This is a genomic window from Pseudomonas sp. Marseille-QA0892, assembly GCF_054950135.1.
Window position 1 is genome coordinate 3,383,210 of the sequence record NZ_CM143104.1, and the last position, 24,873, is coordinate 3,408,082.

Genomic DNA, 24,873 nt, shown 5'->3' on the forward strand with positions numbered 1-24,873 from the left:
GGAACGTGCCACCTTCTCACCGCGCGCCCGGGTGGTATAAAAAGCGGCACAAGGCATTCGTTGCTTAAGCCTTACAACAACAAAGGTGGACGGACGTGCTGAAGGCCGATCCACGGGAGCGCTGCCATGACCATTGAACAGATTTGCGCGCACTACCGGGCTTACCTGGACTGCCTGAATAGCCGCCACTGGGAATCGCTCGGCAACTTCGTCCATGCGGACGCGCACTACAACGGAGAGCGCGTCGGTCTGAAGGGCTACCGGGCCATGCTCGAAGCCGACGTCAGGTCAATCCCCGACCTGCATTTCGCACTAGAGGAAGTCGTGGCGGAACCGCCGGTACTAGCGGCGCGCCTGTTCTTCGCATGCACGCCCGTCGGGGTGCTGTTTGATCTACCGGTCAATGGCCGACGCGTCGAGTTCAGCGAGAACGTGTTCTACCGGTTCAAGGAGGGGCGCATCCACCGCGTCTGGTCAGTGATCGACAAAGCCGCGGTGGCTCACCAAGTGGCAGGCTGACAGGTCAGTCGTTCAAAGCGAACAGTGCGGCGGCACGCGCGTGGACAGCCGTGGTATCGACCAGCGGTACATCGGTATCCTCCGGCCCAACCAGCAGCGAAATCTCCGTGCACCCGAGAATCACCACGTCCGCGCCGCGCGCCTTCAAGCCCGACAGTATGCGCTGGTACTCTAGGCGGGACTCGGGATTCACCTCGCCCAGGCATAGCTCCTCGTAGATGATGCGGTGCACGATGGCCCGATCATCTGCTTCGGGCGTCAGCACCTGCAGGCCGTGCTCGCGCTCCAGTCGCTCACGATAGAACGCCTGCTCCATCGTGAAGCGCGTTCCAAGCAAACCTACGGTACGATGCCCAGCCGCCTTGATAGCCTCCGCAGTCGGGTCAGCGATGTGCAGCAGTGGGAGCGAGACAGCCGACTCGATTGCCGACGCCACCTTGTGCATGGTGTTCGTACACAGCACGATGAATGTGGCGCCAGCCGCTTCCAGGGACCGGGCAGCCGTTGCGAGAATGGCCCCCGCACCGTCCCAGTCGCCGTTGCGTTGCAGGGCTTCGATCTCATGGAAATCGACGCTGTAGAGCACCACCCGCGCCGAGTGCAGCCCGCCAAGCTGCTCCTTGATTACCTGGTTGATGGTTCGGTAATAGGGAACTGTCGATTCCCAGCTCATCCCTCCGATGAGTCCGATCGTTTTCACATGACCTCCTTGGCCGTTGTTGTGGTTATGCTCGGCGCGTGCCCGTCACTTCCAACCCTGGCGCCAGCGGCTCGCGTCTTTCAATTCGCGCCAATCGATCGCGCTGTCGCGCTTGGTCATGACGGCCTGGAGCGTACAGCTCACCACCAATAGCCCCTCCTCATCGAACTCCACGTCCGTCACGAGGAAGTGCTTCTGTCTAGCCACGGGCTTCACCGCCGTCCATTTGCTGTTGAGCAGCTTGCGGGGGTTGATCTGGTTGACTGGCGGCTCCGCCTGGTTGCCGGGCTCGATGACGTCCGACGTACTCATTTCGCTTTCTCCACCACGTACATGTAGCGCCCCTTGTCGCGCCCATCAGTGGGCAGGTTCATGAACTCGCCCAGCAATACCCGGCAACCCAGCCCCTCGAGGATGGCTCGGGTCTCCTCGGGCGTATTGGAGTCGTAGAACACGCTTTCGCCGAACAACGTGTCGGTAAATGCCGGATGCGCCGAACCGCCGACCGTCAGCATCAGCCGGCCGCCGTGCGGAAGTCCGCCAACGGCCCGGGCCAGGATCCCTTCGTGCGCGGTGCGCTCGATGTGAAAGAGCGAATCCCAGAGGATAACCGCGTCATACGCGTGCTCGAACCTGTAGTCCTCCATCGACGATAACACCCACACCTGCTCGGGGAGTGCCTCGCGAGCGAACGCCAACTGCGCGTCGGCCTGATCGACACCGATGACCCGATGCCCGCTGGCCACCACGTAGGCCGCCATGGGCGATCCATTGCCGCACCCAAGATCAAGCACTGTAGCCCCCGGAGCAAGCGGCTCAAGGAGCATGTCGAGGTATGCCTGTTCCCGACCGTAAAAGCCACAGCGCGCCTCCCGCCATTGCGCGGCGATACGGTTGTAGGCCTCGCGGTTCACCGGACTAGCGCCTTGACGGCGTCCGCGACCGGGACGTCTCCGTCGGTAAGCTCGATGATTTCACGGCGAATGGACGGCGTATCGATCAGCATCGCCAACATGGCCGCAACGTTGCCGCGTGCCACGTTGCCGTAGGGGATAGCCAGATTGGCGTTAACGCAACCGTCGCCCTCCTCAGTGACCAGCGTTCCGGGGCGTAGGATGACCCAGTCCAGGCCCGACGCGGCCAGCGCATTGTCGGATTGCCGCTTGATCCGCATGTAGTGCTCGAAGCCCTCCCTGGGCTCGCCGCCGCGCCCGGCATCCATGAAGGCCGAGACCAGATAGATCCGCGAGATACCGTTGGCCCGGGCCGCTTCGATGGTTTTGAGCACACCGTCCCCGTCGATGGCACGCGTGCGGTCCAATCCACTGCCCGCCGCCCCCGCGGAGAACACCAGTACGTCATATCCGCAGGTCGCAGCGGCCAGTTCCGTTGCGGACAGCTCGATGATGTCGCCGTGATGGGGCTGAATGCCGGCTTCGATGAGGCCGGCCGCTTGCTCGGGCTTGCGGTGCAGGCCGCCCACCTGATGGCCGTTGGCGACGAGCCGTGGGCCAAGCCGGGACCCGACACCACCGGTGGCGCCGATAATGAAAACCTTGCTCATGGTTGCCTCCAGTGATGGCGGAGAGGCTGCCCACGCTAACGAATTTGAAGCCGACTGGCGAATCTGCTGACGCCGTCTTCTCGCGCTGTCTAGCCCAGCGGCGCCACGCCCAGCCCTTCGACGAGCGATTCGAGCGCACGCAGGCCGGCGACCGAGTTGCCATAGGTGTCCAGCCGCGGCGACCACACACAGATACTCATCTGCCCCGGCACGATGGCCACGATGCCGCCGCCCACGCCGCTCTTGCCGGGCAGGCCGACGCGCCAGGCGAAGTCACCAGCGGCGTCGTAGAGTCCACAGGTCAGCAATAGCGCGTTGAGCTGGCGTGTCTGCTGTGCCGAGACAACGGCGCTGCCATCCTGTGGATTGATGCCACGGTTGGCGAGGAAGGCGAACGCCCGTGCGACGTCCACACAACTCATCGATAACGCGCAGCCGTGAAAGTACACGTCGAGCACATCGTCCACTTCGCCATGCAGGTTGCCGTAGGCCTTCATGAGGTAGGCCAGCGCAGCGTTGCGGGCCTTGTGGTCCATTTCCGAGCGCGCGACCTGGCTGTCGAAATTCACCGCCGGGTTACCCGTCAGCCGGCGCGCCAGTTCACGCATGACCCAGTGGATCGACATGATGCGTGACACCAGCAAGTCCGCGACCAATACCGCCCCGGCATTGATGAAGGGGTTGCGAGGCACGCCCTTCTCCACCTCCAGCTGCACGATGGAATTGAACGCCTGGCCTGATGGCTCCCGCCCGACGCGCGTCCAGATGTCCGCCTCTTCGAGGCGCTGCATCGCGATCACCAGATTGAGCACCTTGGAGATCGACTGGATGGAGAAGGCCGTCTCCGCCGCGCCTGCGTGATAGACCCGCCCCTGAACATCGCACACCGCGACCCCGAACTGGTCCGACGCCACCCCGGCCAGGGCGGGGATGTAATCCGCAACCTTGCCTTCGCCGAAATGTCGGGGGGCTTCGTTGGCGATGCGATCAAGCAGGACTTGCAGGGCAACAGGATCGAGCGGGACAGGCATGGCAACGTTCGCAGCGAATAGGGGGCGCCAGTGTAGGCCGGCTCCGGCCAGATTTCACCGCCCCCGCGGCGTTCTGGATTGAACATTCACAGGCCGCACAGCCTCCGAATAGAAGCAGCCAACCGGCCGTCTCTACCTTGCGTAATGGCGGGCCGAATGATCACGCGGACGCGCGGCGTCGGCACGAACAACAGGTGGATGAAATGGCGAAATCAATAGAAGCGCTCGAGAATGCAACCGTTGTAATCGTCGGTGCGTCCAGCGGCTTCGGCCGTGGCGCCGCGCTGGCCCTGGCTGAACATGGCGCCAATGTCGTGGTAGCGGCGCGCCGCACGGCGCAGCTCGATGAAGTGGTCGCAGAGATCCAGGGCAAGGGCGGCCGAGCCCATGCCGTCACGCTGGACGTCGCTCAGCCTGAAGAAATCGAGCGACTCGCCCAGGAGGCCGTCAACACGTTCGGCCGTATCGATGTCTGGGTGAACAATGTGGGCGTTGGCGCGCTGGGCTATTTCTGGGACATCCCGATCGACGTTCACGCGCGGCTGGTAGATGTGAACCTGAAAGGCCTGATCTATGGTGCCCATACCGCGCTGGTGCATTTCACGAAGCAGGATGCGGGCACGTTGGTAAACGTGGGGTCGGTCGACAGCGAGGTACCGCTTGCCCTGCAAAACACCTACGCCGCGACCAAGGCCGCCGTGCTCAGTTTGACCCGCTCACTGAACGAAGAGCTGCGTCTGGCCGGCCATGGCGACACGATCAAGGTCGCGACCGTGATGCCGTGGGCCATTGACACACCATGGTGGGCGCACGCAGCGAATTACACCGGGCACGCGCCGCGCATGGCATCGATGGATGATCCGCAGATCGTTGTCGAAGCCATCGTCAGGGCCTGCTACGCCCCGAAGGAAGAAATGCCCGTTGGCCCGAAGGCCAAGGTATCGGCCATGGCGCATCATCTTTTCCCGGACATGACGGAGCGGATGTCCGCTAACGTCGCCAATCGCGAGAGCCAAAAGGGCAAGGACACGATTCGCACCAACGGCGCGCTGTTCAAACCAATGGGCCACACCGGCACCATCGAAGGCGGTGTGCGTGACCGCATGAAGCGCGAGGATGGCTAGCCCGGCCGCGGAGTCGTAGCTGACCCAGGTCAACGGCCCCATGCCCGGACAGGGCTAACCTGAATGTTTCTTCAGGTGGGAGCCGAACATGTCTCAAGTGGATATCGCGATCGTCGGCGCCGGGCCCGCCGGGCTGTGCCTGGCTCGGGCGTTCGCTGGCAGCGGGCTGTCCGTTGCGCTGGTGGACCAGCAGCCCCGTTCACGCCTGGCCGCGCCCACCTTCGATGGCCGCGAAATCGCATTGACGCATAGCTCGCGTGCCGCACTCGAAGCGCTCGGTATCTGGGACCGGCTTCCGACAGAGAACGTTTACCTGCTGCGCGAAGCCAAGGTCATGAATGGCCCCTCGTTGTTCTCCCTGGATTTCGATACAACGCAGCGGGCGGCCGATACGCTTGGCTGGCTCGTACCGAACCAGCAGATTCGGTTGGCAGCCTGGGCCTCGGTCGATGAGCAGGCAGACCTAAGCGTGCTGGATGGCACGACCGTAACCTCGATTGAGACCTCGCCCCGCTTTTCTCGCCTCATTTTTTCCGGTGGCGCGTCCATCAAAGCCAGGCTCGTAGTCGCGGCCGACAGCCGTTTCTCCGTCGCTAGGCGAATGCTTGGTATCGGGGCGCAGTCACGCGACTACGGCAAGTGCATGCTCGTCTGCCGTATGCGCCATGCGCGCCCTCATCATCACACGGCCTGGGAATGGTTCGGCTACGGCAAGACCCTCGCCCTGCTCCCATTGGACGAATATCACGCCAGCGCCGTCGTGACGCTTTCGCCAGAGCGAATCGAAGCGCTGATGGGCATGGATGACCCACGCTTCGAGGCCGCGATCAGCGAGTTGTTCGAGCATCGCCTCGGTGACATGCATGTGGATGGCTCGCGCCATGCCTACCCGCTTGTGGGTGTTTATGCCGATCGCTTCGCCGGCCCACGTTGCGCCCTCGTAGGCGACGCAGCCGTGGGGATGCACCCCGTAACGGCCCACGGCTTCAACTTCGGGCTGCAAAGCTTGATGCGCCTGGCCACGGCGATAACCAATGCCCACCATCGCGGCCGTGATATCGCGGACCCTCGCCTGCTCAATCGTTACGAACGTGAGCACCGACTGGCTACGCGCCCACTCTATGAAGCCACTCATGCCCTGGTGTCGCTGTATACCGACGACCGGCTACCGGCCCGATTACTGCGCAACGCCGCGCTTCGCCTGGCACAGCATGTCACGCCATTCAGAGCGGCTGTCGCGGCACACCTCACCCATGCACGGCCGGTCGCAATCGGCCAGCAGAAGTGACGTCACCGACACCAGGCGGAGCGCTCTACTGAGCGGGTTACCGGAACTTCACCTCGAACAGCGCGTTCCGCATTGACAAGCCCCTGTGAAAAAGAGCGGCAGTACAGACCCTGCGAAAGCGTCGCCACCAAGCGCGCTGCTTTCACCGGGCCTGAATCGACAACGTTCTATTCCGGAGATTGTTCATGTCCAACGATTCGCTGTATCGACTGCAAAACCCCACCACGCAGTACCCTCAGCCAGAATTTCCAAGCCAGCCTCAGGACGCCCCTGGCCTGGCCAAGGCCATGGAGCCCAAGCCCGATCACGGCGAAACCTCCTACAAGGGTTCCGGCCGGTTGCCGGGGCGCAAGGCGCTGATCACCGGCGCCGACTCCGGCATCGGCCGTGCGACCGCTATCGCCTACGCCCGTGAAGGCGCGGACATCGTGCTGAACTACCTGCCTGAAGAAGAAGCCGATGCGCAGGAAGTGATCAAGCTGATTGAAGCCGAAGGCCGCAAGGCTGTCGCCATTCCGGGCGACCTGAAGGACGAAGCCTTCTGCAATGACCTGGTAAAGCAGGCAGTGGAGGCGCTCGGCGGGCTGGATACGCTGGTAAACGTCGCAGGCAAGCAGACCGCCGTGAAGGACATCGCCGATCTCACCACCGAGCAGTTCGATGCCACCTTCAAGACCAATGTCTATGCCATGTTCTGGCTGTGCAAGGCGGCCATTCCGCACCTGCCGGAGGGCGGCACCATCATCAATACGACCTCCATCCAGGCGGTCCAGCCTTCGCCTACGCTGATCGACTATGCCCCGACCAAGGCCGCGATCACCAACTTCACCAAGGGCCTGGCCAAGCAGGTCATCAGCAAGGGCATCCGCGTGAATGCCGTGGCACCCGGGCCGTTCTGGACGCCGCTGCAGCCAAGCGGTGGTCAGCCGCAGGAAATGATCCCCTCTTTCGGTAGCGAGTCAGTATTCCAACGCCCTGGCCAACCCGTAGAACTCTCGCCGCTGTATGTCCTGCTGGCGTCCCAGGAGTCCAGCTACGTCACTGGCGAAGTCTTCGGCGCCACCGGCGGCATGGGCTGAGGCAAGGCGACACCGGCGCTGGACAAGCGCCCCGCGCCGCGTCGACAACGGCGCCCACCGTCCTACGGTTGGGCGCCGTAGTTTTGTGGGAAGAGCCCACGCTCGATGAGCTCGATCAGGATGTGCAGCGTCTTGATATGAAGCTCCTGGACGCGATCAGCATAACGACCGCCCGGTGTGCAGATATGAATGTCGCACAGCGGAGCCATGACGGCTTCTGGACGGCCGGTCAGGCCAATCACCGTCATGCCTGCGGCGCGCGCTGCTTCAATGGCGCGGATGATGTTCTTGCTCGATCCACTCGTGGATAACGCAATGAGGCAATCGCCCGGCCGGCCATTGCCTTCGAGGTAACGGGCAAACACCTGTTCATAGCCGTAGTCGTTGCCTACGCAGGACATGTGGCTCGCGTCGCTTATCGCGGTCGCGCCCAGTGCAGGGCGGTCATCGCGGTAACGGCCGCTCAGCTCTTCGGCGAAGTGCATGGCATCGCACATCGAGCCGCCATTGCCGCAGGAGAAGACGCGTCCACGCTGTTCATAGGTTTTCACCAGCAATCGCCCAGCAGCTTCGATGGCCTCCAGTGTGTCCCGATTGGCCAACATGGCCTCGAGGGCGGATTGCGCTTCGCGCAGGCTGTTTTCGATATGGTTGAGCACGTCCGTACCTCTTGGCTGGTGCATGGGTTTGCGGCGCGAAGCATAAGCCTCAAGCGCAGCCAGCACTAGGCGGTGGCCGACAATCGTCGCCATAGCAAAACCGGGAAGTCCCCCCGCCCGCCCCCAGCGGTGGGTTACGGCGCCACAGTGCTCCTGAAGGCATACGATGCCCACGCCATGTACCCAATGCTCCCTACCTTTCCGGCTAACGCGACACTCGAACCCCAATCGCGACCGTAGCGTAGGTTAGCGCCGCGTCACCCATCGCGTCGCGCCGGGCTATAACACTGCCCGTATCGGGCAGTGGAGCGGCGTTCCAAGTGAACCGCCGCAGCGTACACTAGAGCCGAAAGCGCCGGACCAGGGCGTTGAGCTGAACCGCAAGGTTCGAGAGCTCGCCGCTGGCAACTGAGGTCTGATTCGCGCCCGCGGCCGTCTGGATGGACAGATCACGGATTCGGATCAGGTTCTGATCGACTTCACGTGCCACATGGGCTTGCTGCTCGGACGCTGCCGCGATCAACTGGTTGCGTTCGTCGATCACCTCGACGGACGCCGTGATGTCGCTCAGCGCATTGCCGGCCTGCTCGGCCGCCTGGCGAGTGCTCATCGCTTTTTGCCGGCTCTGCTCCATGGACGTCATCGCGCCCTCGGTGCCTTTCTGGATGGCCGAGATCATCTGTTCGATTTCCAGTGTCGAGCTTTGTGTGCGGTGCGCCAACGCCCTCACTTCGTCAGCGACAACCGCAAAGCCGCGCCCTTGATCACCGGCGCGTGCCGCCTCGATGGCCGCGTTGAGGGCCAGCAAATTCGTCTGCTCGGCGATGGCACTGATCACGCCTAGCACCTTGCTGATGCTCTGCGATTCGCCAGCCAGGCGCTCGATTTCCACGGAGGTCTGCTGGACCTGGTCGCTGAGGTTATGGATAGCGTTCAGGGTTTCATCGACGCGTTGCTTGCCGCGCGCTGCCGCCTGGGTTGACTGGCGCGCGGCCTCGGAGGCGCTCACTGCGTTACGCGCTACTTCATCGACTGCTGTGCTCATTTCGGTCACGGCGGTGGCAGCCTGCTCCACCTCGCTGTTCTGATGCTGCATGCCGATACTGCTCTGCTCGGTCACGGCGGTCATCTCTTCCGAGGCGGTCGCCAGCTGCGTCGACGAATCGGCAATCTGTTGCAGGGTCTGGCGCAGGTTGCCCTGCATGGCGCTCAATGTCGCCATCAGCTGCGAGGCCTCGTCTTTGCCCTCGACCGTCACTGGCTGGGTGAGATCGCCCCCGGCGATGGCTTTGGCGGCCTGCAACGCCTGATTGAGCGGCCCCACGATACTGCGGGTCAGACACCAAGCCAGAATGATCGTCAGCAGGACCGCCGCCAGCACCACGGCAGCCACCAGCCAAACGCTGTTGTCATAGGTTCGTTCAGCGCTCACGCCGGAAGCCTTTGCACCTTCCCGGTTCATCTGGCGCAAGTCGTCCAGCGCGGCGGCAAATGCTTTGGCACGGTCGTACAATCCGCCATTGGCCCATTCCAGTGCTTCCTCATCGCGCGCCTGATCATCAAGGTCCATGAAATGGTCGAAGCCCTCGAGATAGCTCTGCATGTGGCCGTAAAGGGTCCGGACGAGGCGTTCCTCTTCCGCTGAACTCGTCAACTCGTTACGGTAGCGCTCGACTTCCTTTACCAGCGCGGCGCGGTTCTCGTCGATGCGCCGGTTGATCACGTCCTGCGCCGGGCCATTGGGCGTAGCCATCGACCTGAAGGCGTCCATGCGTAGGGCGTACAGCAGAATGCTGATATCAGCCGCGGACTCAATGCTGGGCAGCCAGTTGGTTTCCACGTCCTGCTCGGCCTTTCGCATGTCGCTGACTTGGAAGATGGAAGACAGACCCAGCACGATGACCAGTAACGTGATGACGGCGAAGCTTAGCGTCGCCCGCGTGGCGATTCGCATATTGCGGATGTTCATGAAAACCCTTGCTTCATAAAGCGAGTAGATAAAAACGACGCCCTTTATAAAGACGGGCTACACCGCCGAATAATCAAATTTAACTATTAGTTTGCGCAAAAACTGTTAATACGATAATGGAACTTTTAGCGATATAGATGGCAAATGGCCTGCAAGCCACTGGTGGCGGGGTAATGGATCGTCACGTGCGTTGGGAATAGAGCAGGCCGCCTTAGCATTAGGCCGCCAAAATACAGACGAACGGTTAATTGACGCAGAGCATGGGCGGCAACTAAGCGGCCCCGTAGTGGCATGCTCATGAAGAGCCGCTGCTTGCGCCGATTTAGAAACACCCGACTTCGTCCAGGTCGGAAGCGCCACCGACTGAATCATGCCCTTTCATGTACTGAACCGAGGCGATCCGCAGAACGGCGTTGCTCGGACGATAGCTATTCCGAGCCAAAACGGGTCGGCGAAGGACTGCGTCAGACTGCAGATCAACGACCTTGGTCAAGGCCTGGACGATGGGATACGTAACCCCAGGTACAGCCCCGGACAGACCGCCCTGTGACGCGCCGCGTTAGCCCTTTCGATTACCGGGCGCGCCACGGGCTGAACCTTAGGGGGGTTAGCGCAGCGTCACCCACCGTTCGGCGCATCGTCAGCGCCTTGCTTCCAACATCTCTCGTAGGGGCGCGGGCAGCGCCTGCTGAACTCGCCGCGCGATCCGCGCTTCATGCTTCTGCCATAGGATACCGAGCCAGACGATCCCCAGCCCGAGCGCGGTCAGCCCGAAGGGGAAAAGCAGGCTGTCCTTGAAAACATGCGACGCCAGGTGGCCCAGGTACAGGCAGCAACCGATCGCGCCGAACACGACGAAGACCCGGCGCACGAGCACTACCCCTGTCGCGATCATCAGCAGGTTGATGCCGAAGTACAGCGCCTTGCCGATCTCGCTGTCCGACTCCTGCATCGATAATCCGCCCCAAAAGGCGATCACGCCGAACAGGTAGATCCAGAACGCGTAGTCCGCTCCATGCCGCGACCGCACGTCCATCCAGAAGGCCAGCGCGATCATCAGCAGGCCCGTATAGATCGACACGAGCTGGCGCAGCTCCCACGAGGCGTAGTCGCCCGAGAGCATGGCTGCGAGATCCATGGTCATGTACCAGAGCGTCACGGCGATCGGCATGACCAGGAACGGATACTTGTACCGCCAGACCATGATCACACCGGCCGCCAGTGTGCCGAGTTCCATGTAAAGCCATTGCCAGCGGATGTAGCGGTGATAGCCGCGATAGGTGATGTCGTCGGTCCAGACGCCTGCCCACGCCTGCAGGCCATAGATCATCAGCGGCACAAGAAAGACCACGAAGGTTGCACAGATGCCTGCTGGTATTACGAAACGACGAGCATCGAGCGTATGCGTCAGCTTCAGGCCAACCCCTGCATAAAGCAGCGCAATGAAGAAGATCCCTGCGCCGCCGAACAGCTCCCAACCCAGCGTCATGAACAGCGTCATCGCGCCGATCGCCAGCAAGCCGCCCATGTAATAGAGCACGTGGGTCGCCTTGAAGCGTGGAGTACCGTCAAGGCGGGCCTGGAAGAAGGTATGCAGCGCCTCAGCCTGCTGCGCTGAAATCAGCCCTGCGTCGGCCGCTTCGTTCAACTGTTTGCGTGTGATCGTCACGATGTCGTCCTGACAAGGAGGTTTGTTGCAGGTTTCAGGGTACTGAGGCCAAAGGCGGATCTACCGGATCGGTATCACTTTCGCCGACCGAAAATCCGCAGGAGGCGCAGGAACAGCTGCAGCATATCCAGATACAGCAGCGCTGCACTATGGATTGCGTTCCCGAGCGTCTTTGGGCGTCGACCGGCCCGCGACCACTCATAGCCAATGAATGCACAGATCACAGCGGTGGCCATCCAGTCGAACTCGCCTCGGCGGCTGCCCAAGAAGACAATCAATGCCAACTCCGTCAGAAACAGAATGAGCCAGGCGCCGAGAATGGCACCGATCCAATGGTCGAAAAACGTCGGGTAGCACGTACCGAGCACCGCCATGCCCAATGTCACGCATACCGTCACGCGGATGGCCTGCGCCACGGTGCGGGCGTCGTAGTCACTGACGACGTCATTGACTATCAAGCCGAACGACAGCACCAGCAGCGTGTATCCCAAAAACCGGATAGCGACCGGCGCGCCACTGTTCACAAGGTTCGCGCCCACAATGCCGATCGCGAGGAACCCGATAAGAACAATCCATGAGTCGATAAAGGCTATCGCCGCCGCGTCAATGCTCACCACGACCAGCCAGTTGAGCCCGAGGCCCCACGAAAGCAGCAGGCCTATCAGCAGGTTGTATAGCGCAGGATGAACGACGCCTGAGGCATCGCGGGCTTCATTCGGAGCAACCGTTTCCATGTGTGGGAAAACCTGTTCCATGAGCGAACGGGCAATCCGCCTTATCCTTCGCGTTCGGGGTTCTAAAACGAGCCGTGTCTGAAATGCGGGCTACCCATCACCGCGCCCTGCGGCAGGGTCACTTCTTAAGCCGGGCCAGGTAGGGATCAGGCACGCCGAAGCGCTTCAGGGCCCCGCGTTTTCCAACCTGCTTCCCAGCCGGCGCATGTCTCAGCGTCCACGTTTCCCCCAGCCAATAACCCAGAAAGCTCACTCCGGCGCATAGCCCGAACCCGCCGAACGTCACTGCAGACAGCCACTCCGTACTTACCTCTGGGCCAGTCATTTGGGAAAGGGCGACCAGATAAGAGCCCAGCGAAGCCGAGAAGGGGCTGTACCACAGCACCGTGGCGATCCGCTTCCCCCTGGGCATCAGGCCACCTCGCTTCCGTGCCAGGAAATAACCCACTGCTAGACAGGCCACGAAGCCGCCCGGAATACCCGCACCATAGGCATACAGATCCGCCAGGTCCGCCATCCACCCGAAGAGCGAGGTAGAAACAAGCGTCAGGAGTACCGTGCAGAGCGCGATCGTGAATGAGTGAGGAAAGGGTCTGACGTCAGCCATTGAAATTCCTTTTCAAGCGGCGATTAAGGAGGGGGCGGTCGGTCGGCGGCACGCTAGCGGAAACACCGCACATGCTCCAAGTCGGCAGACAAGAAAATGCGCACCGGTTTACGAATGGCGTGATGCCAAGCGCACAAAACCAATTGGCGCCTGACTGCGCATCCTCGGTTCGCGCTCAGCAGCGCGGTATCGTGAGGCAAGCGTTAGAAGCGCGGTTAGCCATGCCCTTCATGCGAGCCATGCGGCACCGAGGCGTCAGCCGCGTGAAAGCGGCACGAGGCTCACATGCTCATCGCCCGCTACCGCAAGAAACGATCAGCGTTTCCTTTCGCCATCATTCCAACGAAATTGCTCGCGCTGCTGTTGCCGGGTTCGTTCATCATAGATATCGGACGGCCGAAGCACCTTGTCCAGCTCGTCGCACGACGGCGTTCCGTTCCGATGCCGGAAGTTGGAGACCTTCTCGTCCTTGCACTTTTGATTGAGCCGATGGAGCTGCTCAGCTCTTTCATCAATGGCGAAGGCAGGCAGTACGCTGGCACACGTTGCGGCAGACAGGAATGCGAATGCTAAAAGCCGGGTAGCCCAAGATGACGAAGCCATGTCCAGCCTCCAAAGTTTCGGCCGATCAAGCGACACAGACGGCCCGCCATGTGGAATTCGGCCACCTGGGGCATCTTGCCTTATTCGACCGTGATGACGATACGCTCGTTATCCTTGCGATCGATCACCTCGAGTACCTGCCCTTTCAGCTCACCAGACTTCGCGGCGCGGATGACCTCCTGCACAGCCATGCCCTCACGCTCCATCGCGTCGAGCGCCTTGCGCGGTAACAGTTTCGCTGCCAGCTGAAATACCGCAAGAGGTACCTTGAACGTGGTCCCTGGCTTTTCCCCTTCGAAAATCTCGACGATCATCGTAGCCATGTGCTTCTCCTGTGTAACGGCAGTTAGCGGATCATGCGGTCGGCATCAGCCAGGCAGCGCCGGGAATGCGGCCGAAGAAATCGAAGCCCGGAAGGAATGTTCCAGCGCGTAGTCACCGACATAGGCCATCGCAATCTGTCCACTCCACACGATCCTGAATCGCTCCGAGTTGGCGACTCGCTCGAACGTTAACCTGTGGTTGGCGACGGCATCATGACCGAGCAAGTAGATCCGAAAGGCAAGATGTGCGCCTGCTTCGATCTGCTCCGCTCCGACATTCGCGTCGACGAGAAGCTCCAGTCCGTCGAGAAAATCGGGGGAGTACTCATCGACCGTGCAGACGCGGAACCCGCCCGCGTGAAACTCGTTTGTTGAAAGCGTGCAGGAATGGTAGTTGCCCCAGACGATGGGCGCCTCCCAGTCCGAACCATAATCGGCGTCGTCGTCATCATCGATCTCGCGCTCGGCATAGTAGTCGTCCGATTCGAGATGCATATCGAACCAGACGTCTCCTTCAACGTTGCGGGCAGACCAGACGAACGTTGCTATCCGGTGGCCTTCCGGCCAAGGGTTGTCCTTGAAGTAAATCCGGTCGGGTTGCATAGGCCGTTCATCCTCGAATGCCATTATTGTTCAAGCGTTCTATCGGTCCTGCGCTGGGCTCATCCAGCAATCTTCACGCTCGCCTGCGTCAGATCCGCATCGATACATCCAGATCCGTCAGTCAGCGCGGCGCAAGTCCAGCCGCATCGCCACGCGCCCGACAAGCCCTGAAGCCCGCTCCAGCCTCAGATGTTCACGCAAGGCTTCGCTTAGCACATCCTCGGCCAGTCGACGGAAGCCAAGCGTCTCGTAGAACGGCGCATTCCATGGCACGTCGGAGAAGGTCGTCAGCGTTACGGCTTCCAGCCCCTGCTGACGAGCCCAGTCGACGACAACCTCGGCCAGCCGACGGCCCAGACCTCGCCGCTGATGGTCGGGATGTACATCGAGCTCTTGCAGGTACGCCGCGCTACCTTCCTGCACGACGATCGAAAAGCCCACGGGCCACCCTTCGCTGGTTTCGGCAATCCACAAACGACCTTCGGCCGCTGCTTGCTGGCGCACGTCGAGCGGTAATGTGTCCAGACGGGAAGCAGCTGGCAGAAGGTCTGTCGGGAATAACGCCGCGGCCGCTCGCTCGATACCGGGCAGTGCCTTGATGTGGTCGCTGTTTGCGAGCATGAGGGTGTAGTGGGTCATTGCGGTGAAGGCTGTTGTCGAACGCAGTGAACGCGTTATACACAGCCCTGCGCAGCCAAGGCCATCGCTGCAATCAAGGCGGCGACCCTGGCGACGTTAGTCGACAGGTCACCCGCACTGTTCGCAGTACAGGCGCCGGCAATCGCCTAGCGCAGTCCACCGTCGGTTTTCATCCCGGTGCCCTCGCCCGGCTCGACAGCGGCATCGGGCTCGACGATGGGATGCGCGACCTCTACGCCGGGCACAACGTCAGACAGGTCTTCCTTGAGTTCGTGTTCGCGAGCGCCCTGCTCCAGGTCTTCGGTCACGCGCAACTCGGCGCCCATCAGCGAGTGCGGTGTAGCGGCGGTGAACGGGGCAACAGGCGCGGGTGCCGGTCGCTGACCGCGACGCCAGAAGAACATCAGCACCAATGCCGCATTGAGCGCGGTGAAGCAGAGGAACAGGCCAGCGTCGCCAACGGCGCTCATCACCGGCGAGAAAATCAGCGGGCTGATCGCAGACCCCAGCGAGTTGATGAGCAGCAAGCCCTGGATCATGCGCACCAATGCGGCAGCCGGTGCGCGGTCCGCCGCATGGCTCACCGCCACCGGGTAAATGGCAAAGATGCCGCCGCCGAGCAGGAACAGCAGCGCCATCAACAGCATTGGCGAGCTCGGCAGCACCAGGATGGCGACCGAAATCACGAGGCAGAATATGGCTAATGCAATCAATACGGTCTGACGATCCTGCTGATCCGACCAGCGTCCGACCGGATACTGCAGAAGCATGGCGCCCAGAATCACACTGGCCATCATCTGACCCACCTCGGCCACCTCGAAGCCCACTCGCTGCAGGTACAGCGGCAACAGGGTGTAGACCGCGGCGATGGCCATGCCCGAGCCAAAACAGCCGACAACACCGGTAGGCGTCATGCGGATCAGGTGAGCTGGCGACATCGGCTCGACCTTCTCCACCTGCGGGTACACGCGAGGAATAATCACCATCGGCAGTACCGAGAGTGAAGCCAAGAGGCCAGCGATCATGAAGGGCGCGTTGTCACCCATCGCATCGATCACGCCCAGCTGCGTCTGGCCGAGCACGCCCGAGCCATACAGCGCCATCATGTACAGCGCGAGCAGTCGGCCCCGTGCCTTCTGGTCCCCAGCCATCAGCAGCCAGCTCTCGACGACCAGATAAACCCCGACGATCGCCCAGCCGCACAGGAAGCGCAGCACGGCCCACCACCACACATCAAAGATCAGGCCCTGCAGCAGGACGGTCACGGCCGTCAGCGAAGCGAAGCTGCAATAGGCACGGATATGCCCGATGCGCACGATCAGCCGGTCGTTGAACATGGCGCCCAACGTAAGCCCGACGAAATAGGCTGACGACACGATCCCCACCAGGGTGGCCGATTCGCCGGCCGTGCCCAATCGAAGGGTCGTCAGGGAGGAAATGAAACCGTTACCGATACAAACGATGAATAGCCCGAGAAGGGGTGCCAGCGCCATCGCCAGCAACTGCCGCGACATAAATACCTCTAGGTATGCGATCAGCTGAAACTAGGAAATAAGGTTGGAAAGACACACGAACAAGACCCTCGAATCACGACTTCACCTTGCGGCCGGTCGACACTCCTTTTCGAATCACGGAAACGGCAAAAACCAGGTCACGGACCTGGTACGAATAGGCAACGGTTCTTATTGGAAATTACGACGCGGCAGCCCTGTACGACGGCCCGCAAGCCGAATGGCATCGGAGCGGGTTCCTCAACGAGGCAGCAACGAAAGGCGCAACCCGCATGAGCGGTGAAGGCCACCTCTCCGAGCGGGTGCGCAGTATAGAGAAAGGCGCGTGCGCAGGGTTAAAAATGCGAGGGACCCGACGGGCGTTACCGTTTGCTCAGGGGCGGCTGCGTTCATGTCATCAGGAAGCGTGCGCCCCATGCCTTCTTAGCGACTGCGCGCGTGGGTTCCCGCCGTCAGATCAGCAGCGATACGAAGGATCAAAAGGCAATGCGGACCTGGCCTTCCGGTTCCAAGGCAGTCAGGTAGGGCCTGCAACGGGCCGCACCGCCTTCCCCCGTAACGCAGACGACTCGTTGGCCGCCGCAGCGGCATTCAGCCGCTTCAACAATCTGCCCGATACCACAAGATTCTTGGCAGGCACCACGAGCCCTGACTCGAAAGGTGTGAACATCACCGTCATGATGATCATCGGCACCAGGCCAATCGTCTTGGCCCCAGGGTCGATAGCCCTGCAGGTCCGGTGCACGAGGTGTGCGTAGGCAATCACAGGAACAACGGTCACCAGCGCCAGCACTATCGAGACGACCAGGGCCATTCTGGTCGCTTGCAGCGCGGCGGAGATGATCATCGCCGAGAACCACACCACATGCACCACATAGCTGCGCAACAGCCGCCGACGCTGTATGCGCAGCCTCTCGACAATCGTGAATTCCATTATCGCTTGGCTCTATCAGGTGGGCATGGACCGAGAGTCTGGCACGCAGCATAGGTGGCAGACTCGCTCCGCGCATGATCGGGCAGTCCGGTTACATGCGAGTGAACGTCGTGGGTAGAGACTTCATCTTGATAGGAGCCCATGCAGCAGCTCCGATGAGCACTCGAAAGCGATGGGGGATGCACCTGTGTACAGCGCGCTCAGCGCGTACTTCCGTCTGGGGGACTGGGTTCTGATGGGGCGTGTCCTGCCAGCGGGCGGAAGATCGCACTACGCAATAGGAGACGCTTACAGTATTGAACGACTCACTTTACCCGCGCTAAAAGCGCGGTTTTATGAAGCCCATCGAAGTCGCGGATATCTGCAAGCTGAATGAATCGAGCACGCTTGAATGACGACCAATGCTCCTCGAACCGCTCCTTGCCGCCATCGTCATCGGGATTCACGTTCTCGCGGGTAAGCATCCTGGCTGTAGAAAAGTTGATGCTGGTCTGACGCTTTATGATCGGCCCGAAGTTCTCGCTGTCGTCGTACCCTATCAACTCGAAACCGCCATGCTGGTAACGAAAGGTATATGACCAGTAGCCGTACCGGCCGTGGAGATAACTCACCACAAGGTTCCCCTTTTGTACCGCTACTGCCAGGTCCGGTGGGAAGTACACGCCACCATCCTCCTGGTCAGAGGAGAAGCAATCCAGGTTACGGAGGGCCAGTCGATACTCATCGCCCTCTGCAAACGCGATGATCAACCCCCTGCGATTGCGGTCCAGATCCCCTCGATATTCGTCGCTGACCCATTGGCTCTTGTCCGTGCCCTTGATGACGAACACATGGTCCTCACGACCATCCTTGTTCAAGTCACCTTTCGACGCTTCGAAAACGACGTAGCCATCAGGAATGAAGTCCGTAGGTTGGCGGGCTGAACGCTCGCCAGCGAACGCGAGGCCCGCCCCTCCCAGCAGCGGGCCCAGCCCACCGAAGAGCACAGTGACTACAACCGATGAGATGAAGCCCAGCCTATTGCCGGGTCGCTGGCGAAAAGAAAAAGAAGGGCGCAAAGCCTGACAGCGCGATCGTTCCATGTTCGTCCTATCAAGAAGAAAGTGTGGGGCCGCTGATGCGAATCCCCTCAGGCAAACCACATTACGGCGGTTACGGCGCATACGATCGGAGCAGACGCGAGAACCATAAACAGCCCCAAGCACCCGGATCGCCCTGCCGCTTGGGCGCTTGAACCCTGCCTCGATGCCGACGGCTGTTGGCGCAGCCACGCGTGATGACAGGCTGCGCAATATAGGCGATCACGCCCCCTGTTCCACGCAAGTATGGTCCTATGGTCATGCCTGGAAACCGAACGGCATTTCGCGCAGGAGAACTGTTTGTTCGCAGGCGTCTTCTTTCTGCCTGTGACGAAAACAAACAGCAGAACGGCCAACGCGCCCGGCACTGCCACTTGAACGGCGGAGCCCGCCCTCAGGTAGATCGCAATGGAAACTGCGGCCAGGACTGCCACCATCAGATAGCCCGTGTAATCGACCCAATCCTTTCTGACGGGCTCAGTCACTATGCGCGGCCCAGCTGCATAGCCCGGCTTCGCCAGCGCGACCCCTTCAAGAAGCACACGCGCCGCTCGTGGCCGGCCTTGCGCATCGTGCCCAACCTCGAATACCACCGGATCACCAACCTGCGGTTTTCGGGTGGCCTTCTTCACACTCGAAATGTGAAAGAAGACCTGCTCGCCTCCGTCATCCGGCCGGATGAAACCAAAGCCTTTATCGTCCTTCCATGAAGCGACCGTTCCTTTCATCTTTCTGGCGCCTTCAGCCTAACCAACGTTTTGATTCTGCCCATCGAGTACGGTTGTGTACCGATCCCGCATTGCCTCGAAACGAGTCGTCATTTTTCAGAACACGCTTCGAGCGCCTCAACGTCTGCGGACACGATGAGGGGCAAACACTCTGTGATCTTCTCGATCGGCCAGTCCCACCACGCAACGGCTTCGAGTACGGCAACGGTCTCGGGTGCGAATCGCTGCTTGATGACCTTCGCCGGATTGCCGCCTACCACCGCGTAGGGTGGCACGTCCGAAACGACTACTGATCGCGACGAGATGATGGCGCCGTTGCCGATGTTCACACCAGGCATGATCAGGCAGTCATAGCCGATCCAGACATCATTGCCGATAACGGTATCGCCCTTGTACGGCAGATCGCCCGGTTGAGGCATGACCTTCTCCCACCCGTTTCCGAAGATCTGGAAGGGGTAGGTCGAGATCCCGGACGTCTTGTGGTTGGCGCCATTCATGATGAACTTGACGCCACGGGCGATCGCGCAGAATTTGCCGATGATCAACCGGTCCCCAATGAAGGGAAAGTGGTAGAGCACATTGCGCTCGAAGTTCTCGGAATCGTCCGGGTCATCGTAGTAGCTGTAATCCCCGACAATGATATTAAGGTTCTTGACGGTATTCTTGATGAAGCAGACCTGCGGAAAGCCTGCCATAGGGTGCGGATTCGTTGGATGTGGGCCGTTCAAGTGAGGTCGCTCCCGATTGCTTCTGGTTCATCGTCGCATGCATCCCGTTGTCCTGGACGAATTCTCGGTCAAGGCTCACTTTCACGCCCGCTGCGTCAGGCTTTGCGGGACTTGCCGCGCTTGGCTGCCGGCATGTGCGCTGCTGTCTCGGTAATAAGCTTGCGGAGTGCAGTGGTGTCGTCCAGCAACTCGTCGGCCAAGGCATAGTCCTTAGCGCGCGGATAGGGTGGCCGGCGAGGCAGATCAGGGGCAAGCGCGGCCAGCGCAGGGGAGGGTTTGATGAACACGCTGTTGTCGCAGGCAACGGCGACGACCTTTTCGTCAAGGTAGAGCGTGTATTCACCGAACATCTTCCTGGATGTCAGACGGCTGCCCAAACCCGCCTGCTCTTTGACGTATTCGACGAAGTCACTGTCAGTAGCCATGCATTCTCCTAGGGTCCGGAACTGAAACAAGCCGATCTTCGGAAGTTCGGCTTGGACGTACAGTTGGACCACAGCACTCCGCATACTGATGCAGCACCAGCCCCGCTGCCTGGGTTTCACCCAAGTTCAAGGTGGAATCCGATAGCCGACGCTGACCTCCGACCGGACGATAAAACACCGCGGCCACTGGCGCGCGGCGTTCATTCATTGGGTCATGCTGATTCACGCCTCAACGTTTGGCACCACCCTCCCCCTCGAACTCATGAAAATACTGATCCGCCATCGCCCTCAGCGAGCGACCGATATTGGCGTATTCGTATTCGTTGAGGTTGGCCAAGGACACGCGGGCGGCTGGCTGCTTGGTACCGAAGCCCTTGCCGGGCAGCAGTACGATGCCGGTCTCCTTGGCGATCCGGAACAGGAGGTCGCCGCTGCTGAACTTGGCCTTCACCCAAACGGCGAAGTCGTCGCCGTAGAGCTTGCGAGCGAGATCTTCCAGGTCGAGCAGGGTGTAGTAATCGACGGCATTCGGGTCGCGCTCGGGCGCAACGCCCAATTCGCGATACAGCGCCGCTTCCCGCCTACGCACCAGTTTCTTCAACTCGGCCTTGTAGCCGTCGCTTTCGTCCATCAGTGCGAACAGCGAGAACAGCACCATCTGCACCTGCTGCGGTGTCGACAGCCCGGCGGTGTGATTGAGGGCGACCGTGCGGCTGTCCGCCACGATGCGGTCGATGAACTTCAGGCTCCGCACGTCCGGCAGCAACGTACCGTAGCGAGCATCCAGCGAGGCCTTCATCTCTTCGGGCAACGCCTCGAGCGCCTCGTCGAAAACGCTGTCCTTGTGCGCGGCGATCACACCCAGCCGCCAGCCGGTGGCGCCGAAGTATTTCGAGAACGAATACACCAGCATCGTATTGCGCGGGCAGGTGGCGAACAGCGAACGGAAGTCGTCCGCGAACGTGCCGTACACGTCGTCCGTGAGGATGAACAGGTCCGGGCGGGATTCGCTGACGATGCGCGCCACGCTCTCGAGGCTGCGGTCATCCATCTTCACGGACGCCGGATTGCTCGGGTTGATGCAGAAGAAGATCTTGATTGCCGGATCCTTGAGCTTGTCCAGTTCGGCGTCGGGGTACTGCCAGTTGGCGTGCGGGTCGGCGTCGATATGGACCTGCTCCAGGCCAAACTCTTCCAGCTCGGGAATCTCGATATACGGCGTGAAGGCCGGCATGCCGATCGCGACCCTGTCACCCCGCTTCAGCAAGCCGTTCTGCTGCAACGAATGGAAGATGTACGTCATCGCCGCCGTCCCGCCCTCGACCGCAAACAGGTCGATGGTGCCGGCCGGAATGAAACCGCCGATCATCTCCTTGACGATGTATTGGCGCACCACCTCTTCGGACACCCGCAGCATGCGCGGTGGAACGGGATAGTTCGCCCCCAGGATTCCCTCGACCATCTCGTGCAGAAACGCCGAGGCAGACAGCCCGAGCTGATCCCGCACGTAGCTCAGGCATTTGGCGAGAAAAAGCACGCCGGGCTGGTCCCGGTGCTCCGCCGTATAGCGCTCGAAGCGCGCTTCGATGCCAGCGATCTGCGGCAAGCCCCCTACCCCGTGCGGCATGTAGGAATACGAAAGCTCCGCCTCGGATGTGGCGAACAAGCCCAGCCGGAAGAAGGCGCGGCGAGGCAAGGTCGATAGAAAGTTGGGGTTGCCGCGTCCGGCGTTGAGCATCAACCGATTCTCGGTGCCCGACGCCAGCTTGATGAGTTCGTCCTTGAGCTCGAACGGGCTCAGCTTGGCGTACTGTGCGTAATCCTCGTTCTGCGCTTGCTCGTTGCTCATTACGTATCCCCTGACGTTAGGCGAATGCCACGACCAGTGGTCCTAGCAACGTGAGAAACACGTTGGCCAGGGCGTAGGTCACGGCGAATGGAACGGTCGGAATCGAGTTGCCTGCCTTGTCGAGGACTTCCCCGAACGCAGGGTTGGCGCTGCGCGCACCGGATACGGCGCCGGCGAAGATCGCCAGGTTGTCGTAGCGCAGGATGTAGCGCCCGACCAGGATGGCGATAACGATGGGGACAATGCAGACCACCACGCCAACGAGGAAGATGGATATGCCCTGCGTGGCGATGGTTTCCACCGCCTGGCGCCCGGACTGAAGGCCCACCACCGCAACGAAGCCCGCAAGACCCAGATCGCGCAGCAGCGTCGAGGCCGGTGTCGGCAAATTGCCGCGGGTCATGTGCCGGCTGCGATACCAGCCGAACGCCAGCCCCGCAATCAGCGCGCCGCCGCCGCTGCCCAGCGTGAGCGGAACGGCCCCCAGCCGAATCACAATCATCCCGATGAGCAGGCCCACCGCAAGGCCGAAGCCGTGGAAGACAAAGTCGGTCTTGTCGCTCGGCACAATGATGGAGCCGACTTGCTTGGCAACGCGCTGAATGTCATCAGGCGTGCCATAGAGCGTAACCATGTCGCCTGAGGCGATCACCGTATCGGGCTGCAACGCTATCGGCCGGCCGCCACGCTTGACCTCCACCACATACACGCCGTGGCGCAGGGTCCGGTTGGCTTCCTGGCGGATCTCGGCCACGCTGCGGTTGACGAAGGCGGGATTGTCAATGGTGATGTCCCGCTGGACCACAACCACATCCATGTCCGGGTAGGACTGCAATTCCGCGCCGAGCTGTTCTGCGATCGCGACGACACCGGCGCGACGCCCCACGACCAGCACGACGTCATCCGGCTGCAGCACAGTGTCCGGCGCAACACCTACTAGAGCCCCACCACGCTTGATGCGTTCGACCGTCAGCGCCGTCTGGTCATCGCTCTGGTGAAGCGCTTCGAGCTGCTCCACCGTTTTGCCAGCGGCGCGCTCGACACGGTAAATACGGCCCACCAGCGGAGGGATCGCCGGTTGCTCACCCGGCCCGTACACCCGCGCGCCAGCCAACAGCTCGGCCTCGGCCTTGGTTGCATCGTCTCGAATCGAACGCTTCATGAACCACGGCAGCACGTTCACGCACATGATGATCGCGCCGAAGGAACCGAAGATGTACGTGACGGCGTAGCCCACGGCGACGTTGCCCTGAAGCGCCTGGATCTGATCCAGCGGCAAATCCAGCTTCGCGATCGCCGCACTGGCCGTACCGATGATCGCGGACTGCGTCATCGAGCCCGCGGCAATACCGGCCGCCAAGCCCTTGTCGAGGTCCATGAGCTTGGCCGCCACCACAACCGTCGCCAGCCCGCTGAGCGCCATCACTGCTGCCAGCACGATCTCCCGTAGCGACTGCCGCCCAAGTGAGCGAAAGAACTGCGGCCCGCTCTCGAACCCCACTGCGTAAATGAACAGTGCAAACAGGACCGACTTGATGCCGTTGTCGATGGCAATCCCGACTTGGCTGATCACTACCGCCGCGAGCAATGACCCGGCCACACCGCCGAGCTGGAATTTGCCGAACTGAATGCTGCCGACCCAATACCCGATCGCCAGTGACAGGAACAACGCGAGCTCGGGCGACTGATTCAGAACCTGATGCAGATATTCCATGGCGCAACCTTAGATGAGCGACCTGTGAGCACGAATGCAAAAAGGCGCGCAGCAACGTAGGAATATTCGCCAGGCAAGATCAGGTGAAGCACCGGAGCGATACGACATCCATCACAGCATGCTACGAGACACCGAACGTACGCTCACCGCGTGAGCGCATGGAACGGACAGCTGTGAAGCCATGCATAGCGGATATGCATGACATCAGTCTTACTTGAAACAAATCTTTTCAGACTCAAGCACAGGGTTGGGCCGGTTTCAAAAGTGGGATGACGGGTGGTCGTATGGATGGCAAATGCCCCGGTGAGGCTTGAGCGAAGCCACACGTGGCCGGTAGTGACTGGCGGACTGTTCTCCAGCAATTCACGCACACGCAGGCGAGCAATAGCCGCCCCGCTGGACTACTAACTCTGCCTACGCGACCGCTACGCGCTCACACTGAAGGTGAAATTGTTCACGGAATACTTGAGTAGGCGCTGCCAGTGGCGCTACGGCCGCGCTAGCTGACAGGCGCACTTTTGGCAGTTTGATGAGGCAGATTCTGTTGCTCGACCGCGGCGGCATTAGAAAAATAAATCTGTCCCCTTTTTCGGTCTCGACCGGGACGGCCCATCAGGTTCGGCACTGGAGAAACTCTGCCATTAAAAAGCAAAGCGGATTGCTTTGAGTCTTGACGCCTGGCCGGCTAATGGGTGCCCCCTTTTTCTTTCCTTCGGAGATTAATCTCTAATAGCTGTACGCGGGCCATATGTTTGCCTAACGCTCCGCTAAAGCGCGCCGCTTTTCGGCGTCGA

26 protein-coding genes and 1 pseudogene are annotated in these 24,873 nt (G+C 61.1%); 5 read left to right on the top strand and 22 right to left on the bottom strand.

Annotation, left to right across the window (positions count from 1 at the left end):
• Window positions 1–126: 126 nt before the first annotated feature.
• Window positions 127–519, top strand: coding sequence for an ester cyclase (locus ACY8D3_RS15750; protein WP_462379740.1), 393 nt, complete (start codon window positions 127–129; stop codon window positions 517–519).
• Window positions 520–523: 4 nt separating this feature from the next.
• Here the strand turns inward: ACY8D3_RS15750 and ACY8D3_RS15755 are convergent, their stop codons facing one another.
• The 5 genes from ACY8D3_RS15755 to glsB all read right to left on the bottom strand — a co-directional run bounded on the left by ACY8D3_RS15755 (window position 524) and on the right by glsB (window position 3,787).
• A complete protein-coding gene (locus ACY8D3_RS15755; protein WP_462379741.1) occupies window positions 524–1,219 on the bottom strand; it encodes an aspartate/glutamate racemase family protein in 696 nt (231 codons plus the stop codon).
• A 45-nt stretch (window positions 1,220–1,264) separates the two neighbouring features.
• A complete protein-coding gene (locus ACY8D3_RS15760; RefSeq protein WP_462379742.1) occupies window positions 1,265–1,531 on the bottom strand; it encodes a TIGR02450 family Trp-rich protein in 267 nt (88 codons plus the stop codon).
• Window positions 1,528–2,133 carry a class I SAM-dependent methyltransferase gene (locus tag ACY8D3_RS15765; protein WP_462379743.1) on the bottom strand — a complete coding sequence of 202 codons (606 nt, stop codon included), beginning with the start codon at window positions 2,131–2,133 and terminating at the stop codon, window positions 1,528–1,530. The genes ACY8D3_RS15760 and ACY8D3_RS15765 overlap by 4 nt, the downstream gene beginning before the upstream one ends.
• Entirely contained in the window at window positions 2,130–2,783 is a 654-nt protein-coding gene (locus tag ACY8D3_RS15770) for an SDR family oxidoreductase (RefSeq protein ID WP_462379744.1), read from the bottom strand. The genes ACY8D3_RS15765 and ACY8D3_RS15770 overlap by 4 nt, the downstream gene beginning before the upstream one ends.
• Window positions 2,784–2,872: 89 nt before the next feature.
• On the bottom strand, window positions 2,873–3,787 hold the full coding sequence (gene glsB, locus ACY8D3_RS15775; protein WP_462384409.1) for a glutaminase B: 915 nt from the start codon (window positions 3,785–3,787) through the stop codon (window positions 2,873–2,875).
• 230 nt (window positions 3,788–4,017) lie between these two features.
• Here glsB and ACY8D3_RS15780 point away from each other — a divergent pair, with 230 nt between their 5' ends.
• The 3 genes from ACY8D3_RS15780 (at window position 4,018) to ACY8D3_RS15790 (ending at window position 7,305) form a co-directional block, all read left to right on the top strand.
• Window positions 4,018–4,938: an SDR family NAD(P)-dependent oxidoreductase gene (locus ACY8D3_RS15780; RefSeq protein ID WP_462379746.1), complete on the top strand. Its 921-nt coding sequence runs from the start codon at window positions 4,018–4,020 to the stop codon at window positions 4,936–4,938.
• A gap of 88 nt (window positions 4,939–5,026) precedes the next feature.
• On the top strand, window positions 5,027–6,226 hold the full coding sequence (gene ubiM / locus ACY8D3_RS15785) for a 5-demethoxyubiquinol-8 5-hydroxylase UbiM (RefSeq protein WP_462379747.1): 1,200 nt from the start codon (window positions 5,027–5,029) through the stop codon (window positions 6,224–6,226).
• Between the two features lie 185 nt (window positions 6,227–6,411).
• Window positions 6,412–7,305, top strand: coding sequence for an SDR family oxidoreductase (locus ACY8D3_RS15790; RefSeq protein ID WP_462379749.1), 894 nt, complete (start codon window positions 6,412–6,414; stop codon window positions 7,303–7,305).
• Window positions 7,306–7,367: 62 nt separating this feature from the next.
• On the opposite strand, the gene ACY8D3_RS15795 is transcribed toward ACY8D3_RS15790, so the two are convergent.
• The 6 genes and pseudogenes from ACY8D3_RS15795 to ACY8D3_RS15820 all read right to left on the bottom strand — a co-directional run bounded on the left by ACY8D3_RS15795 (window position 7,368) and on the right by ACY8D3_RS15820 (window position 12,943).
• A complete protein-coding gene (locus ACY8D3_RS15795) occupies window positions 7,368–7,964 on the bottom strand; it encodes an SIS domain-containing protein (protein ID WP_462384411.1) in 597 nt (198 codons plus the stop codon).
• A 340-nt stretch (window positions 7,965–8,304) separates the two neighbouring features.
• Complete coding sequence (locus ACY8D3_RS15800) at window positions 8,305–9,186, bottom strand: methyl-accepting chemotaxis protein (RefSeq protein ID WP_462384413.1); 882 nt, start codon at window positions 9,184–9,186, stop codon at window positions 8,305–8,307.
• A 21-nt stretch (window positions 9,187–9,207) separates the two neighbouring features.
• A pseudogene (locus tag ACY8D3_RS15805) lies at window positions 9,208–9,933 on the bottom strand (MCP four helix bundle domain-containing protein); the annotation flags it as partial.
• A gap of 640 nt (window positions 9,934–10,573) precedes the next feature.
• The gene (locus ACY8D3_RS15810; RefSeq protein WP_462379750.1) at window positions 10,574–11,602 is read right to left on the bottom strand and encodes a DUF2157 domain-containing protein; all 1,029 of its coding nucleotides are present in this window, start codon (window positions 11,600–11,602) and stop codon (window positions 10,574–10,576) included.
• 74 nt (window positions 11,603–11,676) lie between these two features.
• Entirely contained in the window at window positions 11,677–12,336 is a 660-nt protein-coding gene (locus ACY8D3_RS15815) for a Bax inhibitor-1 family protein (RefSeq protein ID WP_462379752.1), read from the bottom strand.
• Window positions 12,337–12,454: 118 nt separating this feature from the next.
• Entirely contained in the window at window positions 12,455–12,943 is a 489-nt protein-coding gene (locus ACY8D3_RS15820; protein ID WP_462379753.1) for a hypothetical protein, read from the bottom strand.
• 285 nt (window positions 12,944–13,228) lie between these two features.
• On the opposite strand from ACY8D3_RS15820, the gene ACY8D3_RS15825 reads away from it, so the two are divergent.
• A complete protein-coding gene (locus tag ACY8D3_RS15825) occupies window positions 13,229–13,516 on the top strand; it encodes a hypothetical protein (RefSeq protein ID WP_462379754.1) in 288 nt (95 codons plus the stop codon).
• 110 nt (window positions 13,517–13,626) lie between these two features.
• Here ACY8D3_RS15825 and ACY8D3_RS15830 read toward each other — a convergent pair whose 3' ends face one another.
• The 11 genes from ACY8D3_RS15830 to aspT all read right to left on the bottom strand — a co-directional run bounded on the left by ACY8D3_RS15830 (window position 13,627) and on the right by aspT (window position 24,079).
• Window positions 13,627–13,869: a hypothetical protein gene (locus ACY8D3_RS15830; protein ID WP_462379755.1), complete on the bottom strand. Its 243-nt coding sequence runs from the start codon at window positions 13,867–13,869 to the stop codon at window positions 13,627–13,629.
• 45 nt (window positions 13,870–13,914) lie between these two features.
• Window positions 13,915–14,472, bottom strand: coding sequence for a hypothetical protein (locus tag ACY8D3_RS15835; protein WP_462379756.1), 558 nt, complete (start codon window positions 14,470–14,472; stop codon window positions 13,915–13,917).
• A gap of 117 nt (window positions 14,473–14,589) precedes the next feature.
• Window positions 14,590–15,111, bottom strand: coding sequence for a GNAT family N-acetyltransferase (locus ACY8D3_RS15840; protein ID WP_462379757.1), 522 nt, complete (start codon window positions 15,109–15,111; stop codon window positions 14,590–14,592).
• Between the two features lie 146 nt (window positions 15,112–15,257).
• Window positions 15,258–16,625, bottom strand: a complete 1,368-nt coding sequence (locus ACY8D3_RS15845) for an MFS transporter (RefSeq protein WP_462379758.1) — start codon at window positions 16,623–16,625, stop codon at window positions 15,258–15,260.
• 514 nt (window positions 16,626–17,139) lie between these two features.
• Window positions 17,140–17,556: a hypothetical protein gene (locus ACY8D3_RS15850; protein WP_462379759.1), complete on the bottom strand. Its 417-nt coding sequence runs from the start codon at window positions 17,554–17,556 to the stop codon at window positions 17,140–17,142.
• Window positions 17,557–17,861: 305 nt separating this feature from the next.
• Window positions 17,862–18,638 (bottom strand): hypothetical protein, encoded by a 777-nt coding sequence (locus ACY8D3_RS15855; protein WP_462379760.1) that lies wholly within the window; start codon window positions 18,636–18,638, stop codon window positions 17,862–17,864.
• A 47-nt stretch (window positions 18,639–18,685) separates the two neighbouring features.
• The gene (locus tag ACY8D3_RS15860; RefSeq protein WP_462379761.1) at window positions 18,686–19,363 is read right to left on the bottom strand and encodes a cold shock domain-containing protein; all 678 of its coding nucleotides are present in this window, start codon (window positions 19,361–19,363) and stop codon (window positions 18,686–18,688) included.
• An 89-nt stretch (window positions 19,364–19,452) separates the two neighbouring features.
• Window positions 19,453–20,058 (bottom strand): Vat family streptogramin A O-acetyltransferase, encoded by a 606-nt coding sequence (locus ACY8D3_RS15865; protein WP_462379762.1) that lies wholly within the window; start codon window positions 20,056–20,058, stop codon window positions 19,453–19,455.
• 128 nt (window positions 20,059–20,186) lie between these two features.
• A complete protein-coding gene (locus ACY8D3_RS15870) occupies window positions 20,187–20,516 on the bottom strand; it encodes a TfoX/Sxy family protein (RefSeq protein ID WP_462379763.1) in 330 nt (109 codons plus the stop codon).
• A gap of 229 nt (window positions 20,517–20,745) precedes the next feature.
• A complete protein-coding gene (locus ACY8D3_RS15875) occupies window positions 20,746–22,365 on the bottom strand; it encodes a bifunctional aspartate transaminase/aspartate 4-decarboxylase (protein WP_462379764.1) in 1,620 nt (539 codons plus the stop codon).
• A 16-nt stretch (window positions 22,366–22,381) separates the two neighbouring features.
• Window positions 22,382–24,079: an aspartate-alanine antiporter gene (aspT, locus tag ACY8D3_RS15880; RefSeq protein ID WP_462379765.1), complete on the bottom strand. Its 1,698-nt coding sequence runs from the start codon at window positions 24,077–24,079 to the stop codon at window positions 22,382–22,384.
• Between the last annotated feature and the right edge of the window lie 794 nt (window positions 24,080–24,873).